Annotated in this window: 15 protein-coding genes; 13 read left to right on the top strand and 2 right to left on the bottom strand. The window is 36.5% G+C overall.

The features are described from left to right. Positions 1-75: 75 nt before the first annotated feature. Both IGJ95_RS06490 and lexA read right to left on the bottom strand, forming a co-directional pair. Positions 76-294, bottom strand: a complete 219-nt coding sequence (locus tag IGJ95_RS06490; protein ID WP_023519576.1) for a hypothetical protein — start codon at positions 292-294, stop codon at positions 76-78. 176 nt (positions 295-470) lie between these two features. Then, positions 471-1,094: a transcriptional repressor LexA gene (lexA, locus tag IGJ95_RS06495; RefSeq protein WP_010735571.1), complete on the bottom strand. Its 624-nt coding sequence runs from the start codon at positions 1,092-1,094 to the stop codon at positions 471-473. Between the two features lie 151 nt (positions 1,095-1,245). Between lexA and IGJ95_RS06500 the strand changes: the two genes are divergently transcribed. The 13 genes from IGJ95_RS06500 to IGJ95_RS06560 all read left to right on the top strand — a co-directional run bounded on the left by IGJ95_RS06500 (position 1,246) and on the right by IGJ95_RS06560 (position 16,755). After that, the gene (locus tag IGJ95_RS06500; RefSeq protein ID WP_010735570.1) at positions 1,246-1,497 is read left to right on the top strand and encodes a DUF896 family protein; all 252 of its coding nucleotides are present in this window, start codon (positions 1,246-1,248) and stop codon (positions 1,495-1,497) included. Positions 1,498-1,595: 98 nt separating this feature from the next. After that, positions 1,596-3,590, top strand: coding sequence for a transketolase (gene tkt, locus IGJ95_RS06505; protein WP_023519577.1), 1,995 nt, complete (start codon positions 1,596-1,598; stop codon positions 3,588-3,590). A 257-nt stretch (positions 3,591-3,847) separates the two neighbouring features. Further along, entirely contained in the window at positions 3,848-4,717 is an 870-nt protein-coding gene (locus IGJ95_RS06510; protein WP_019724201.1) for a glucosaminidase domain-containing protein, read from the top strand. A 133-nt stretch (positions 4,718-4,850) separates the two neighbouring features. Then, positions 4,851-5,777, top strand: coding sequence for a cysteine synthase A (cysK, locus tag IGJ95_RS06515; RefSeq protein WP_010735567.1), 927 nt, complete (start codon positions 4,851-4,853; stop codon positions 5,775-5,777). 182 nt (positions 5,778-5,959) lie between these two features. After that, entirely contained in the window at positions 5,960-6,385 is a 426-nt protein-coding gene (locus IGJ95_RS06520) for a Fur family transcriptional regulator (protein WP_019724202.1), read from the top strand. 373 nt (positions 6,386-6,758) lie between these two features. Next, positions 6,759-8,111, top strand: a complete 1,353-nt coding sequence (locus tag IGJ95_RS06525) for an NADH oxidase (RefSeq protein WP_010735565.1) — start codon at positions 6,759-6,761, stop codon at positions 8,109-8,111. Positions 8,112-8,371: 260 nt separating this feature from the next. Beyond that, positions 8,372-8,662: a DUF5960 family protein gene (locus tag IGJ95_RS06530; RefSeq protein ID WP_023519579.1), complete on the top strand. Its 291-nt coding sequence runs from the start codon at positions 8,372-8,374 to the stop codon at positions 8,660-8,662. Positions 8,663-8,899: 237 nt separating this feature from the next. Continuing rightward, positions 8,900-9,604 carry a DnaD domain-containing protein gene (locus tag IGJ95_RS06535; RefSeq protein WP_153829879.1) on the top strand — a complete coding sequence of 235 codons (705 nt, stop codon included), beginning with the start codon at positions 8,900-8,902 and terminating at the stop codon, positions 9,602-9,604. A gap of 1 nt (position 9,605) precedes the next feature. Continuing rightward, positions 9,606-10,271: an endonuclease III gene (gene nth / locus IGJ95_RS06540; protein WP_153829878.1), complete on the top strand. Its 666-nt coding sequence runs from the start codon at positions 9,606-9,608 to the stop codon at positions 10,269-10,271. Positions 10,272-10,743: 472 nt separating this feature from the next. Continuing rightward, positions 10,744-11,319, top strand: coding sequence for a hypothetical protein (locus IGJ95_RS06545; RefSeq protein ID WP_010735561.1), 576 nt, complete (start codon positions 10,744-10,746; stop codon positions 11,317-11,319). 540 nt (positions 11,320-11,859) lie between these two features. Then, a complete protein-coding gene (locus tag IGJ95_RS06550; RefSeq protein ID WP_153829877.1) occupies positions 11,860-13,356 on the top strand; it encodes a helix-turn-helix domain-containing protein in 1,497 nt (498 codons plus the stop codon). A gap of 261 nt (positions 13,357-13,617) precedes the next feature. Continuing rightward, on the top strand, positions 13,618-14,970 hold the full coding sequence (locus IGJ95_RS06555; protein WP_137072376.1) for a lytic polysaccharide monooxygenase: 1,353 nt from the start codon (positions 13,618-13,620) through the stop codon (positions 14,968-14,970). A 324-nt stretch (positions 14,971-15,294) separates the two neighbouring features. Beyond that, the gene (locus IGJ95_RS06560) at positions 15,295-16,755 is read left to right on the top strand and encodes an HTH domain-containing protein (protein WP_096081506.1); all 1,461 of its coding nucleotides are present in this window, start codon (positions 15,295-15,297) and stop codon (positions 16,753-16,755) included. Positions 16,756-16,776: the final 21 nt, after the last annotated feature.

Consider the following 16,776-nt stretch of genomic DNA (forward strand, 5'->3'; position numbering starts at 1 on the left):
TTGTCGTTAAAAAAAGCAAACGAGCGATCATCGTTTGCTTGGACGGATTTTTCATAGAAGCGATCTTATTTACTTTTACGAGTGCCTGGAGCTGTAATAGGTTTCGTGATAGAAGGAGTCTTCATGGGATTGACGACGTTGTGATTGACGGTATTTTTTTTCATCCCACAACATAAACCACAATGTAAACAAAGGAACAAAAACCAACAGCGCTGTACGTAGACCAAAATTACCAATAATAATACCTAAAAACAAAACGATCAATACTAAACCAAAACGTCTCATTGATTTCATGATTTTCACCTCTTTATAGAATGCGAACAAAAGTTCGTATCATTAGTATACGAACTTTTGTTCGGTTTGTAAAGAGGGAAGTTCAAAAAGAACAAAGATATCTACTAAAAGAGGAAAAGACGAGCTTGAGATCATGATCTCAAGCTCGTAAATAAATAACTGAATTTTCTTTTTTATCAATAAATATGACTACGGTACAGACCAACGACACGACCTAAGATCGACACCTCATCTAAAATGATCGGTTCCAGTAAATCATTCTCGGGTTGCAAACGGAAATGATCTCTTTCTTTATAGAACCGTTTGCAAGTTGCTTCGTCTTCTGCAGTCATCGCAATCACGATATCACCATTTTGTGCAGTTTCTTGTTTACGGACAATGACATTATCGCCATCCAATATCCCAGCATTGATCATACTTTCTCCTCGGATCGTCAACATGAACAGACTGCCTTCTTCTGAGGAAAGGTTTGGTGGGACTGGAAAGAAGTCAGAAGCTTCCTCGACAGCTAGTATCGGCTCTCCGGCAGTAACAACGCCGAGAACAGGGATCGTCGTTGGGCGAATCCCAATTTTTGATAATCCTTGTTGCGTCAATTCGATTGCACGTGGTTTCGTAGGGTCTCTTTGAATAAAGCCTTTTTTCTCTAATCGGGCAAGATGACCATGGACTGTCGATGTGGAAGAAAGCTGAACAGCTTCTCCGATCTCACGGACAGTCGGTGGATAGCCTTTTTGGGTCACTTGTTCGTGAATATATCGTAAGACTTCGATTTGTCTTGTTTCAGTTTGTCGGGCCACAAGGTACACCTTCTTTCACTTGATAACTAAATAGTACCATAGAAAACACATGATTTCAAACAAATGTTCGCATTAAAGACTATTGATGTAGTTGTTTTTTTTTCGTTTTTTATATAAGATGTAGGAGAAGCAAAAGCGAGGAGGAATAGTTGTGTTATCGCCTGAAAAAATCGAACGTATCAATCAGTTAGCTAAAAAGAAAAAAGCAGAAGGATTGACACCAGCTGAAGTCAAAGAGCAAAAGGAATTACGAGAAGCATATCTGACAGCCTTTCGTTCTGGCATGAGACATCATATTGAAGGGATGAAAGTGGTTGATCCCGATGGAAATGATGTCACACCAGATAAATTGAAAGAAATCCAGAAGAAAAAAGGCCTCCACGATCGAAATAGCAAGTTTTAGTAAAAAAAACTAAAAGTCGTTGCTTTTTCAGAGGAGATACTATAAAATTAGAAGTAGAAATATAGGTAAAAAAAACCTAAATTACAGGAGGGGTTACATTGTTTGATAAAATTGATCAGCTTGGTGTGAATACGATCCGTACATTGAGTGTCGATGCAGTACAAAAAGCAAATTCAGGACATCCCGGGTTACCAATGGGTGCCGCGCCAATGGCTTATGCCCTTTGGACGAAACACTTGAAAGTGAATCCGAAAACTTCTAAAAACTGGGCAGACCGTGACCGTTTTGTCTTATCTGCGGGACATGGTTCAGCGATGTTGTACAGCTTGTTGCACTTAGCCGGGTACCAAGTGACGATTGATGACTTGAAACAATTCCGTCAATGGGAATCAAAAACACCAGGACACCCTGAGGTCAACCATACGGACGGCGTCGAAGCAACGACTGGTCCGTTAGGACAAGGGATCGCAATGGCTGTGGGGATGGCAATGGCAGAAGCGCATCTAGCAGCGACCTACAACAAAGATCAATTCAACGTCGTTGATCATTATACCTATGCGTTATGTGGCGATGGCGACCTGATGGAAGGTGTGTCTCAAGAAGCAAGTTCGATGGCTGGACATATGAAATTAGGAAAATTAATCGTTTTATACGATTCAAACGATATTTCTTTAGATGGACCAACCTCAAAAGCCTTCACTGAAAATGTTGGCGCACGCTATGAAGCTTATGGTTGGCAACATATCTTGGTCAAAGACGGCAATGATTTGGAAGCTATCTCAAAAGCAATTGAAGAAGCGAAAGCCGAAACAGACAAACCGACATTGATCGAAGTGAAAACGGTCATCGGATTTGGTGCACCAAACCAAGGAACTTCTGCGGTTCACGGCGCACCACTTGGCTTAGAAGGCATTCAAAAAGCTAAAGAGATCTATGGTTGGGAATACCCTGACTTTACCGTACCAGAAGAAGTGGCGGAACGCTTCCGTCAAACGATGGTTGAAGAAGGCGAAAAAGCTGAAAATGCTTGGCGTGAGATGTTCGCAGCATACAAAGCAGCGTATCCAGAATTAGCGCAACAATTCGAAGATGCTTTTGCTGGGAAGTTACCAGAGAATTGGGATGCCGAACTTCCAACGTACGACGAAGGTGAAAGCCAAGCGAGTCGTGTCTCAAGTAAAGAAGTTATCCAAGAATTATCAAAAGCGATCCCAAGCTTCTGGGGTGGTTCTGCCGATCTATCTGGATCAAACAATACGATGGTGACAGCAGACAAAGATTTCACGCCTGAACACTATGAAGGCCGCAATATTTGGTTTGGTGTTCGTGAGTTTGCGATGGCATCAGCGATGAACGGGATCCAATTGCATGGTGGTACCCGGATCTATGGGGGAACATTCTTTGTCTTTGTCGATTACTTGCGACCAGCTGTGCGTTTAGCAGCGATCCAAAACACGCCAGTTATTTTCGTCTTGACCCATGACTCTGTGGCAGTTGGTGAAGATGGCCCGACGCATGAGCCAGTGGAACAATTGGCTTCGGTTAGAAGTATGCCAGGTGTCCATGTCTTACGTCCGGCGGACGGGAACGAAACTCGTGCGGCGTGGAAAGTTGCGATGGAATCGACAGATACACCAACGATCTTAGTCTTGAGTCGTCAAAATCTACCAGTTCTTCCAACAACAAAAGAAGTGGCGGATGATATGGTTAAAAAAGGTGCCTATGTCTTGTCTCCAGCTAAAGGGGAACAACCAGAAGGAATCTTGATCGCGACAGGTTCAGAAGTGGATCTAGCGGTCAAAGCGCAAAAAGTATTAGCGGAACAAGGAAAAGATGTCTCAGTGGTTTCTATGCCAAGTTTTGATTTGTTTGAACAACAATCTGCAGAATATCAAGAAAGTGTCTTGCCAAAATCAGTGACGAAGCGTGTTGCGATTGAAGCGGCTGCTTCATTTGGATGGGAACGTTATGTAGGAATCGAAGGTCAAACGATCACGATCGATCACTTTGGTGCTTCTGCTCCTGGAAACAAAATACTTGAAGAATTTGGTTTTACAGTAGATAATGTAGTTAACGTCTTCAATCAATTATAGACAAATACTGAAAGCAGTTCGATTGGAGTGCTTGGAGATTTTTTCCAAGCCTCCAATTTTCTATTTTTTTAGGTACAAATTAGTAAAAAGGGATAATTGTCGTTACTTTTGTGTTACTTTTTGATTACGTGAAGATTACAAAAAGTAAATAATTGAAGATTCGTTTGAGTTTCAATAAAATAAAACGTATAATTTAAATGATTAAGTTTCGTTTAAGAGGAAGTTTTATTTACTGTTTCATTTGAGGAGGAATTTGAATGCAAGAGCTGAGAACCCGTAGCGCTCGACACCATAGGCCCAAAAGGAAAATGACCATCAATAAAAAAGCCATTGCACCTTTAGTGGGGACAAGCCTATTAGTTGGGCCAATGTTGGTCACAGCAACACCACAAACTGTACGTGCGGATGAGTTAGATGTCGCATCTTCTGCCGATCCGCAAGCATTTATCAATCAAATCGGATGGGCTGCTTCTGAAGTTGCAGCAAGCAATGACTTATATGCATCTGTCATGATTGCACAAGCATTACTTGAAAGTGCTTATGGTACATCTGGATTATCAAGTGCACCATATTACAACTTATTTGGAGTCAAAGGTAGCGCAGGTCAATCTGTGGTATATATGAATACGCAAGAATATTTGAATGGTCAATGGGTAACGATGAACGAACCTTTCCGTCGCTATTCATCTTATTGGGAATCATTCCAAGATCATGCGAATGTTTTACGATCTACTAGTTTTTCGACAGGCGATTATCATTATTCAGGTGTATGGAAAAGTAATACAACCAGCTATTATGATGCAACAGCTTATTTAACTGGACGTTATGCAACAGATCCTAATTACGCATACAAATTAAATGAATTGATCAGCACATATAATCTGACTCGCTTTGATACACCATCAACTGGTTCAACAACAACTAGTACGACAAGTACCACAACGACCAGTACGACAACCTCTACAACGACTACGACAAGTAGTAACCAAACTTATACTGTCGTCTCTGGAGATACACTTTGGGATATTGCTCAAAAATTTGGTATGTCCGTCGATGATCTGATGGCAAAAAATGGCATGACGATGTCAAATTATTCATTATTGGTTGGACAAGAAATCAATGTCTAACTTTATATCAACTTAAAAATAGAGGCATATCATTGGATATGCCTCTATTTTTTGCTTCTCCAGTAAGAATCACTCGCAGAAGTACCTCTTTTGTATTATGATTAATAGAGAAGCAAATGAAGGGGGAAAAAACATGACACAGATTTATCAGTCGATCACAGAATTGATCGGTAAAACACCTATCGTTCGATTAAATAAGATGGTTCCAGAAGGAGCTGCGGATGTTTTTGTTAAATTGGAATTCTTCAATCCAGGTGGAAGCGTGAAAGACCGTATTGCCTTGAATATGATTGAAAAAGCAGAACATGATGGAATATTGAAACCGGGTGATACAATCATTGAACCAACTTCAGGGAACACTGGTATTGGTTTAGCGATGGTCGGTGTAGCAAAAGGATATCATGTGAAACTTGTCATGCCTGAAACGATGAGTATCGAGCGTCGCTTATTGATGAAGGGCTACGGAGCAGAACTAATTTTGACTCCAGGGACAGAAGGCATCAGTGGTTCAATCAAAGAAGCAAAACGTCTGGCTGAAGAAAATGGGTATTTCTTGCCTCTGCAATTTGAAAACCCAGCTAATCCATTAGTTCATGAAAAAACGACTGGTCCAGAAATCCAAGCGGCGTTTGGTGTGAATGGGTTGGATGCGTTTGTCGCAGGAATCGGTACTGGTGGAACGATCACCGGTGCGGGACACGAATTAAAACGGATCAATCCAGCGCTTAAGATCGTTGGGGTTGAACCAGCCGAATCTGCCGTTTTAGAAGGAAAAGAACCTGGTCCACACAAAATCCAAGGCATCGGAACAGGGTTTGTTCCGGATACGTTAGATACGAATGTATATGATCAAGTCTTATCAGTATCTAGTGAGCAAGCAATGATCACAGCTCGCCGTATGGGGCAAGAAGAAGGTATCTTAGTGGGTGTTTCTGGAGGAGCTGCAGTTGAAGCTGCACTTAATGTAGCTAAAGAACTAGGTGCTGGAAAAAAAGTTCTTGCGATTATTCCTGATAACGGAGAACGTTATTTGTCTACTCCTTTGTATCAGGATATGTAAGTCTACGTGAAAATCTGAATAAAAAGTGTGAAATAATGGTGAAACATCTGTTATTTTACACTTTTTTTGCATAAAATAGGCAAAATTATAAAATTCTTTTCTTTTTCTTTCCATAATATGTAGATTTAAAAAAATAAAAATAGTATGATAATAAAAGAACAATAAGGTGGGGTTTTGTTTATATGGAAAATAAAAAAGTAGAAGCGGCGATCGAGCAGCTGAAAAAAGAAAATATTCGGATTACGCCGCAAAGATACGCAGTTTTAGAGTATCTGATTGAGCATCGTTCGCATCCAACTGCAGATGAAATCTACAAGGCGCTTGAGCATCGCTTTCCTAATATGAGTGTTGCTACAGTTTACAATAATTTACGATTGTTCACATCGATCGGGTTTGTTCAAGAAATGAAATATGGTGATGCATCAAGCCGATTTGATTTTAGTTCACAAAGACATTATCATGTGATTTGCCAAAATTGTGAGACGATCGTCGATTTTCATTATCCAGGGCTAGAAGATATTGAAATGGCGGCGGGGCGCTTAACTGATTTTGAAATCCATGATCATCGTTTAGAATTATATGGGCTATGTCCGAATTGCAAAAAATAAATCGTGCGAACATCTGAAACATCGATAAGGTCAAATGACTTTGTTGATGTTTTTTTGTCTTTTATTTGTGACGTGTAGAAAAACATGGAATACCTACTCCTATGAAACTAAGAGGAAAACACACTAACAGTTTTAAGAAAGGTGAAAATATTTATGCGATTTTTTATGCGATTTCGTATTCATTCACAAGCATAGAGGTGTTAGTTTAAAACATCACAAAAAGAACGTTTGTTTATCAGTGTTTTAAATCGAAAATGCGCAAAATATGATAAGTAAGCACTTGTGAATTCACAAGCATAAAACTGTTGGATACGTTTTAATTTTGCTATAGTAAAAATTGTCAAAGGACAAATCGTTTATCGGAGGGACACACATGAAAGTAGTAGTAATCGGCTGTACCCATGCAGGAACAGCAGCAGTAAAAAGCATCTTAAAAAACAACCCAGAAGCAGATGTTACAGTTTATGAACGTAACGACAATGTTTCATTTTTATCTTGTGGGATCGCATTGTATGTTGGAGGCGTCGTGAAAGACCCAGCAGGCTTGTTCTATTCAAACCCTGAAGAGTTAGCTTCGTTAGGTGCGAAAGTGAAAATGGAACATGATGTCACTGATGTTGACACAGAAAACAAACAAGTCACAGCGAAAGATTTAAAAACTGGCGAAACTGAAACAGTTTCTTATGACAAATTAGTAATGACTACTGGTTCATGGCCAATCATCCCGCCAATCAAAGGGATCGAATCTGAAAATATTCTTTTATGTAAAAACTATAATCAAGCAAACGAAATCATTGCTAAAGCAGAAGAAGCGAAGAAAGTAGTGATCGTTGGTGGTGGTTATATTGGGATCGAATTAGTCGAAGCGTTTGTCGAGTCTGGCAAAGAAGTGACATTGATCGATGGTTTAGATCGTATCTTGAATAAATATCTTGATAAACCATTTACGGATGTGTTAGAAAAAGAATTGGTTGATCGTGGAGTTACTTTAGCTTTAGGTGAAAACGTTTCTGAGTTCATTCCAGATGAGAATGGTAAAGTAAAACAAGTAACTACAGCTAGCCAAACATTTGATGCGGACATGGTTATTTTGTGTGTTGGTTTCAGACCAAATACAAAATTAGTAGAAGGTAAAGTAGAAACATTGCCAAACGGCGCAATCAAAGTAAATGAGTACATGCAAACAAGCAATCCAGATATTTTTGCAGCGGGCGATTCAGCAGTTGTCAATTATAACCCAAGTGGTACGCAAAACTACATTCCTTTAGCAACAAATGCGGTCCGTCAAGGATTGTTAGTAGGAAACAATTTAACAGAGCAAAAAATGGCTTATCGTGGAACACAAGGAACTTCTGGTTTGTACTTATTCGGTTGGACGATCGGTTCAACAGGTGTAACAACAGAAAGTGCCCCAATGAATAACTTGGATGTCCAAGCAACACTATTTGAAGATAACTATCGTCCAGAATTCATGCCAACGACTGAAAAAGTCATGATGGAATTAGTATATGAAAAAGGAACAAATCGTATCGTAGGCGCACAATTCATGTCTAAATACGACATCACTCAATCTGCTAATACGATGTCATTAGCGGTTCAAAATAAAATGACTGTTGAAGACTTAGCTCTTTCTGACTTCTTCTTCCAACCTCATTTTGATCGACCTTGGAACTACTTGAATCTTCTTGCACAAGCAGCTCTAGGAGAAATCGAGACAGCTCAATAATTGGTCAAAGCGTCATAGACGAGCCATCTGGAAGCAATATTGTTTCCAGTTGGTTCTTTTTTTTGGAACTCAACTGGCTATTTAAAGGTCAAAATTTTTTATTGACACTTTTTGTTTTATTTCTCACGAGACAGGAATGGTTTGTTGCAGACTTCACCAGTTGCAATTAGTTGTTTTCCTTTGTTTTTTTTGTCAAAATAATAGATGTAATTAATTTCCAACAAAGCAGATGTAGTGAGTTGGACTAGAGGAGGATCATTATGGAAAAAGAATATTTTGTACAACAGGATAATTTTATTGAAGATTATAAAAAAGTGACAGGGAATGAAACGATCGATATCGATTCTTTAGCAGAAGAAGTGATCAATCAATTAAATGAAACTCAAGCAGAAGAATTCGTTTTATCTGGAGATGAGACAACAGATGGTGAGGACCATCAATTTCCGTTTAGTCGACGGATCTATACCGATGAAAATGATGGAACATTGAATACAGAGTATACGTATGAAGGACAACCATACGAGCTACGAACGGATGACGAAGTACAATAATAAACGTTCTATCGAGCGTGAGCGTCATTCTCTAAGCTGCTTGTAGATTAGATATGAGACCTTTTCATAGAGGAGAGCATATACTAATACAAGCAGCCTTTTTTTCTAGCATACATATATTCCGAAAAGTGAAAACTAAATATAAAAACCACTAAAACATTTAAAAAAAATTCAAATAATCCTTTCTTGCTTCAATTCTTGTTTTTACGTATACTAATTTTAAAGAGAGGGATAATAATGTTGAATTTAGAAAACTATTTAAAAGCTGGTCAAACGATCGTTTCCAATCTTTTGCTTAAAAATTATCATCGTATCGGCTTACAAGCAGATGAATTTTTATTTATATTACAGTTGCATATGGCACAATCAGAAGGAGATTCATTCCCGGATCTGATGAATATTTCCCAGAATATGGGCGTTAAGCAAGAAAAAGTTTTTCAAATTTTGAATCGATTGGTCAGTGGTCATTTCATAGCGATCGAAACTACACTTATTGATGGACGTAAAGCGGATCGCTATGATTTGACACCAACGTATATGCATTTAGAAAGATTATTAGAAAAAGACTCTCTAAAGCAAGAAGAAGAAGTCCAAGAAAAAACGACACGTTCAGTCTATCAATTATTTGAACAAGAGTTTGGACGGCCCTTATCCTCTATTGAATTCCAACGGATCGGACAGTGGTTGGAAGAGGACCATTATCATCCGGAGATTTTGAAATTAGCTTTACGGGAGGCTGTATTGAACCAAGCGTATAGTTTCAATTATATCGACCGTATCTTATTATCTTGGGAACGGAAAAATTTAAAAACCAAACAGCAAGTAGAAGAAGATCAAAAACGCAGAAAGCAGCAACTGCTTCAAAAAGAAATCGATCAGCCAGCCCAACAAGAAGAGCTGCCAAAAGTATCATTAAAGAATTGGCTGGAAGAATGGGAGTAATATGTTAGGTAAACAACGTACAATGGAAGCTTTTGAGAAAATGTATGAGATGTTTCCAGAAGCGCATGGAGAATTACAACATAAGAATCCTTATGAATTATTGATTGCCGTCATTTTAAGTGCACAAGCTACAGATGTTTCGGTCAATAAGGCAACACCTGCTCTATTTCAGGCTTTTCCAACTCCTGAGGCGTTAGCTAAAGCCCCACTAGAAGAGATCATTCCTAAAATAAAAACAATTGGATTGTATCGGAATAAAGCGAAAAACATTAAAGCATGTGCGCAACAGCTGATTGATCATTTTGAAGGACAGGTCCCTCAGACAAGAGAAGAGTTGGTCTCATTATCTGGTGTGGGTAGAAAAACAGCAAATGTGGTGCTTGGGGATGCATTTGGGGTGCCAGCTATAGCAGTTGATACTCACGTAGAACGTGTGACGAAACGACTAAGAATCTGTAAATTGGATGCGTCAGTACAAGAAGTTGAACAAACATTGATGAAAAAGGTGCCGGAAAATTTATGGGTAAAAACGCATCATACATTGATTTTCTTTGGACGGTATCACTGTACTGCTAGAAGTCCCCGCTGTGAAGTATGTCCTTTACTGGATATGTGCCAGGATGGCAAAATGCGAATGAAAAATCCTGCAAACAAACACTTAAAATAAGAAAGAAGAGGTCATGACAGAAGTGTTTAGCCTCAATCAATAAGGCACCATCCACGAAAATTGTTCGTCCAATTTTTGTGGATGGTGCCTTATTTCTGAATTAGTTACTTTTATTCTTGCCATTTATTCGATTTTTGAATATGTGAGCGGAGGAAAATCCCACTTTTTTTTGTAAAGAAAAAAATGTTGAGAAAAACACATGAGAGTAAAAGAATAAATAATTGTTTATAACATTACGAGCAAATTTGCTGAATGATACAAACGAGAATTATTTCGACAAAATAAATAATAAAGGATTATCAGGATAATAAAATAAATCAGTTATTTTATTATGATGTTTTTATAAAATATGTATGTTTAAATTAGGCAATTATAACACATTTAATTTATTTATTTTGTTTTAAGTATGTTATATTTTTAGTTTTAAATAAAAGAGTTTTCTGTTAGAATTTAATTATAGAGGAGGAATTATATGATTAAAAAAACATTGCTTTTATCAACTTTAGTTTTAACGATGGCTGGATGCGCTACATCTGCCCAAGGAGAAGACTCAACTAGTACAACAAATGAGACACAGAAGGAAACACCGGTCATTACTCTTTCGGATGTAGAAGAAGCACAACAAGAATGGGCAGAGAATATTATTGCGATTGGTGAAGCTAGTTTGGAAAGTGACGAAAAAGCCGAAGAAAAAGCGCTTGAGACACTGGAAAATCTATATGCATACGATGACGGTCAAGTGCTCTTCAAACCAACGAAAGCTGCGGAAGTACCATTTCGTGGAACAAAAGATGAAGCACTATCTTATTTTGTTGGTGGGGACATCGCAGAAGATGGTGGATTTGCCTTAGAGCCTTGGACAGATATCCGCTTTGATAATCACGATACGATCTTGAACGGTGATACAGCGATTTCTTCAGGTGTATATTACTTTACTTCAGGGGAGACCAACCAAGAAGTCAAAGTTGAATACACATTTGGTTATATCATGGATGAGGATGGCGACTTGAAAATCCAGTTACATCACTCAAGTGTGCCATTCGGATAAGAAAAAGATGTATGGCTAAATCAACAAAAATGGCTGACTATCCTGCTTGATCTTCTAACGCTTCCACCATGTAAGAGTGATACATAATGTAGGGTAGTCAAACAAATCATCGAAATAAATTATAGGCACCAACTGAAATGATTTTAAGCAATATTTGTAAAACAATTGGAGGATCAAACGAGGTAACTCATTGGTTCTTCAGTTTTTTTTGCTAGGTATCGTATGTAAAAAATCAATAAATTTCTTTTAAATTTATTGGTATAAAATAAATTCAAGAATATAATTATTGGAATTTTACGCATAAATATTCTAATATTAGATTGTACTTGTATTTTTATAATAGTTATTTTAGGTTATCTTTAAAGAGAACGAAATTTTACTCTGTTTTCATGTCAAATAATTACTATAAAACAACAAGTATCTTTTGTTTTCTAAATAGTAAGAATATTTTTGCTATTTAAAAATGACAGAAAAAGATTGAGGTGATGTTATACTATTTGAATTTTTACATTTCAACTATAGATTGAGGAGAAAATAAATATGCTGCCAGATAAATTAATATTATTATTCATTACAAAAACACAATTTTTACAAATGAAGGTATTAAAAGAAATGAAACATGGAGCAGTCTCAATAAAAAAGCTGGAAGATGAAATGGATCTAACAAAAAGACAAGCAAGGAAGATACTTCAAAATTTGATGAGAGAGTATGATGAAAGTGAAATTTCAAAAAAAACGCACACCTCTTTGATTCTAGATAAAGATGAATTGCGCTGTATGCCACAACTAACCGATACGGAATATCTCGAATTGATCAATATTTTTCAAGAAAGATATTTTGCAGAGTCAAATTTGTATCAGACATTGTTATATGTGTTGGAAAAAAGGAAATTCAGTGTTTCAGATATCGCAAAATATCTAATCTATAGTGAGTCACATGTATACAAACTTTTAGGAAAGTTGAAAGAATTGTTTCAATTACTAAAAATTGATATTCGATTGATGAAGGTCAATGAAACATTGATTGAGTTAACAGGTAGTGAATCTACTATACGTATGTTGCATTATCTGGGAATTGCAGTCATTTCAAAAGGAAACTATTGGTTGTTCAAAACGATTACACAAGAAGAAGTAATCAACTTACGCTTATCCATCAACTTTGATCATTACCAAAATTTATCTCCGCTAGGGAAAAAGCGTATCAACTATTTATTAGCGGTTAGTTTGATATCATTGAAAAATGGGTACCAAATCCAGGATCTATCCTCAGAACTCGTGGAGCTGGGAGAAACAGTCTATAAGGAGGAGATGGATGCGTGTTTAGAAAAGCTGACTGTCAAAAAGATGATAGATGGCACAAATGCACGAAATGAATGTATCCATTTCGCCTTTCTATCCAACTATTTTGCACAAGATTTAAATAAGAAAGAAGAAAAAGAAGAACTGGGAAGAAAGCTAGGGGAGCTAAAGAAGAATTCAATCGTCACCAAATGTAAAAAATTACTCACGTGCATGATTGATTACTTTCATATACCAGAAACGATTTTTTACCAACTACTCTATTATTTGACAAACAAATTAGTCACTATCCATCATTTGGAATTATATAAATTTATGCCTATATATCATGATGCATTACCAACAAATCGTTATGGAGCCTATATAGAGCGTTGCATCGATAAAAACTTAAAATCTTACCAAAATGATCCTTCTTACCATCACATCAAAAATAGTTTTGTGCAAGTCATCTTAGGAAGCTTGGCCTCCAACAGTCTTAAATCTGAACATAAAGTTTATGTGGAATTTTTTAACCTTCCAGAATCTAAAAATATAGTCGAAAATGTTATTACTCATTACTACAATAATAAACGAATAAAAATCGTAGAATCGTATGATCATGCTGATATCGTTATTTCGGATACCCATGGATACGAAGATAAAGATTTATTTTATTTTAAGCATATCTCAGATAAGGATTCATGGACGAGGTTGGGATCGTATTTTAATAAAGTCATCGTAAATACGTACAAATTTTGACCACCGATTGACTAAATAACATAATCAGATATGACAAATCGAAGTTATTTGCTAAATCTGTTTATCATCTCTTGGTTTAAATGAACAATAAATGAATAATAGTTTTTATTTTCACAATAAATAAACACTTATTTATAAAGGTTTTTATTTATTTTATATGTTAATTTGTGATTGATTGAACAATAAAAGCGTGCTATTTTTAAATAAGTTATTATGTTATAAAAATAATGTAACAAAAAAATATTGGAAGGAAGGTATGATATGAAAAAAAGATTATTGGGTAGTGTTGTTTTGGTTTTAAGTCTAGGAGGAATAATTTTTGGTGCGACAAAAGATGTTTCTGCACATGGGTATGTAAGGGAACCAATTAGTCGAGGATACCAAGGGTCATTAGATGCTCGCACCAACTGGACTGCAGCATTTCAGAAATATGGGGCAGTGATCAATGAGCCACAATCTTTAGAAGCATTGAAAGGCTTCCCAGCAGCAGGACCAGCGGATGGACGAATTGCTTCTGCAAATGGTGCATTAGGTTTTGAGTTAGATCAACAAACAGCAACTTTATGGACAAAGCAAGATATCAGTACTGGTCCTAATAATTTCACTTGGCATTTTACGGCAAATCACCGGACCGCGAAATATCATTACTACATCACGAAAAATGGTTGGGATCAAAACAAACCACTTGCGAGAGAGGATCTAGAGTTATTATCGGAAATCGATGGTGGCGGACAATCTTCTGCGAATATTAGCGCAACGCACACAGTCAATATTCCAGAAGACCGAATGGGGTATCACGTTATTTTAGCAATTTGGGATATTAGTGATACTGCGAATGCTTTTTACAATGTGATTGATGCGAATATCAAGAGTAATGGAGCAATACCAGTCGTACCAAATAAACCAACGAATGTCAGAGCAGTGAATACGACAAAACAGTCAGTCTCACTTTCTTGGGATGCACAAGCAGCTGTTGAAAAATACAATGTGTATCGTGATGGTCAACTGATTACTACAACTTCTGCGAACAACTATCAAGATAATCAATTAACAGCAAATACCACGTATAAGTACGAAATCGAAGCAGTATCGTTTACCGGACAAGTATCTGAAAAAAGTGATGCGCTTCAGGTAACAACGTTAGCAGATAACGAAGTAGAAGTGCCAACAAGACCAGGTAACTTACATTCAATGGGGGAAACGATGAACTCAATCTCATTGATGTGGAATCCTTCGAGCCACTCTGCAGGAATCAAAACATATGAAATCTATAGAGATGGCCAATTAGTTGGTAAAACTGCAAATACCACTTATCTAGATACTGGGTTGAATGCGGGGGCTCAGTATACGTATACGATCAAAGCAGTGAGCAATGATTCTATTCGATCAGAGGCAAGCAATCGCTTAGTGATTTCAACAAAAACAAATGAAATTGCACCACCAAGTGAACATCGTCAATTTGAGTTAGGAAGTTTGTTTAATCCTGTGAGATATACTAAGGATGAAATTATTTTTCATGAGGGAAAACTTTATACGACACTAGTTACTCATGATAATTATGGGGACCCATCTTGGGCGCCAGATAGTGCCGCTAGTTTATTTAGAATTAAATAACTTTTAAAAGTCTTTTAGTCTTTTGAATTAATTTAGGATTCCAATAGAATAACTTTTTTATAGAAAGCTTAAAATCTCAGAGGGCCATTTATTGTAGATAAATAAAAATAGTGGGTTAGTGTTATTAATTACGCCTTAAAGAGGCTATACAATTTGTATAGTCTCTTTTTTATTGTTATCTCTCGAATCTGAAATCTATAAAAAAACTTTAAAAAAACTTCGTCTTCTAAAGAATTTTTTTTCTCTAAGTCGGGAAATACAATACCTCGAAATAAAAAAACAGATTGTTTATAGTGAAGTTGTTATGTGAAAGGGGGAAGGTAAGTGGAAGAGATTCTTGAACGATTAATATCGAATGATTACAAAAAACGTGTCGTATTTATCTTGAATACTTTAGAAAGAAGAAAAAATGTGACCGTTCAATATCTTGCAAAAAGTCTCAAAGTAACTAGAAGAACGATTACCAATGATTTAAAAACGATTCAAGATGAATTTTCCGACACAATTGAAATATTGACTTCCTATAAAGGGGTCAGCATGTTTGTATTGAACCATTTTAAATTATTCGAGAAAAAAAAATCTTATTACATGAATGAAGACTTAGTAAAAGTGACAACAAGTATCCTTACAGGTGAACTGAAGCAGGTGATCGATTGGAGCTGGGAATTACATTACTGTGAGAAAACAGTGATCCAAAAAATGCGAAAGCTAAAGAAAATCTGCCATCAATATGGTTTGAATTTAAAACTTTCACCGGTTGAATTTTTAGGGAAGGAGATCAGAATCAGAAAACTGTTTATTGATCTTTACATTAAATCAGCTTATCTAGAGATCGAAGATTATTGCCCCTATAAAAATGAAATGGAAGAAATAACCAAAATCGTTTTGGCGTTATGTTCGGATGTTTCCCAATCAATCACAAAGAAAATACTTGCTTTAACTTTTATCCGGTTTGGAAAAGATAAATTATATATCCAGTCGCGATTGTTAGATTGGTTTAGAAACAATCCCTTAACGAATCAATTATTCGTTGAATTTATTCAATTAGATTGTTTCAAGACCTATTCTAAAGAAGTCATTTTTGAAGAATGTTGTTTTATAGCTTGTATGATCCATTTACATGAATGTTATTACACAGAGATAGAAAAACACAATAAAGGATTTGCAGAATACTTTGGTTTTTCCGAGACAGTCAAACATTTAGTTTTAGATCTCAAGAGTGTTCTCGGGAATCGGATCCAAGTTGATAATGAGCAACTGTATTCAATTGTCAATTGCTTTTTATTTCAAGAGAAAATCAAACAGGAACTTGAAATTGATTTTTCATATAACGATGAAGAATCGGCGATGTTGATTGATTCAATCAACCGGCGACTATATAAAGAAATGAATACAGTCATCAAAAAAAATAAAGCGATCCAAAAGAATTTCCTTCAAAAAAGATGTGCTTCGTCATTTACTTCTGACTTATTACTTTTCTTATATACGAACAAGGCATGTGAAGTTTTAAGTACAGTTGTTGTTGCATTGAAACGAGGATTTTTAACGGATTTTGCATTAAATGAAATTATTGAAAGATATCTACACACCAGAGCAAGTATCATGTACCAGGAACAATTGGAAACCATTGAAAATCCACTTGATGTAGATATCTTAGTGACAAATATTCTACCATTTCCGTATCAAGTTGGGGATAAAACCAAAATGTTTTATCTACCAGAAAAAGCAGATATTGATCGAACGATGGACGTCGTTTCAGATTTGCTTGTTACGGATTTTAGATAATAAAAAAGATAACTTATGTCG

Origin of the sequence: Enterococcus sp. AZ156 (assembly GCF_051714165.1) — a bacterium.
Classification (GTDB): Bacteria; Bacillota; Bacilli; order Lactobacillales; family Enterococcaceae; genus Enterococcus_B; species Enterococcus_B pernyi.

Bases quoted from the DNA above. Each gene is read 5' to 3' on its own strand.
- IGJ95_RS06490 (WP_023519576.1), bottom strand. From the start codon at position 294: ATGAAATCAATGAGACGTTTTGGTTTAGTATTGATCGTTTTGTTTTTA.
- IGJ95_RS06510 (WP_019724201.1), top strand. From the start codon at position 3,848: ATGCAAGAGCTGAGAACCCGTAGCGCTCGACACCATAGGCCCAAAAGG.
- cysK (WP_010735567.1), top strand. From the start codon at position 4,851: ATGACACAGATTTATCAGTCGATCACAGAATTGATCGGTAAAACACCT.
- IGJ95_RS06520 (WP_019724202.1), top strand. From the start codon at position 5,960: ATGGAAAATAAAAAAGTAGAAGCGGCGATCGAGCAGCTGAAAAAAGAA.
- IGJ95_RS06525 (WP_010735565.1), top strand. From the start codon at position 6,759: ATGAAAGTAGTAGTAATCGGCTGTACCCATGCAGGAACAGCAGCAGTA.
- IGJ95_RS06530 (WP_023519579.1), top strand. From the start codon at position 8,372: ATGGAAAAAGAATATTTTGTACAACAGGATAATTTTATTGAAGATTAT.
- IGJ95_RS06535 (WP_153829879.1), top strand. From the start codon at position 8,900: ATGTTGAATTTAGAAAACTATTTAAAAGCTGGTCAAACGATCGTTTCC.
- nth (WP_153829878.1), top strand. From the start codon at position 9,606: ATGTTAGGTAAACAACGTACAATGGAAGCTTTTGAGAAAATGTATGAG.
- IGJ95_RS06545 (WP_010735561.1), top strand. From the start codon at position 10,744: ATGATTAAAAAAACATTGCTTTTATCAACTTTAGTTTTAACGATGGCT.
- IGJ95_RS06550 (WP_153829877.1), top strand. From the start codon at position 11,860: ATGCTGCCAGATAAATTAATATTATTATTCATTACAAAAACACAATTT.
- IGJ95_RS06555 (WP_137072376.1), top strand. From the start codon at position 13,618: ATGAAAAAAAGATTATTGGGTAGTGTTGTTTTGGTTTTAAGTCTAGGA.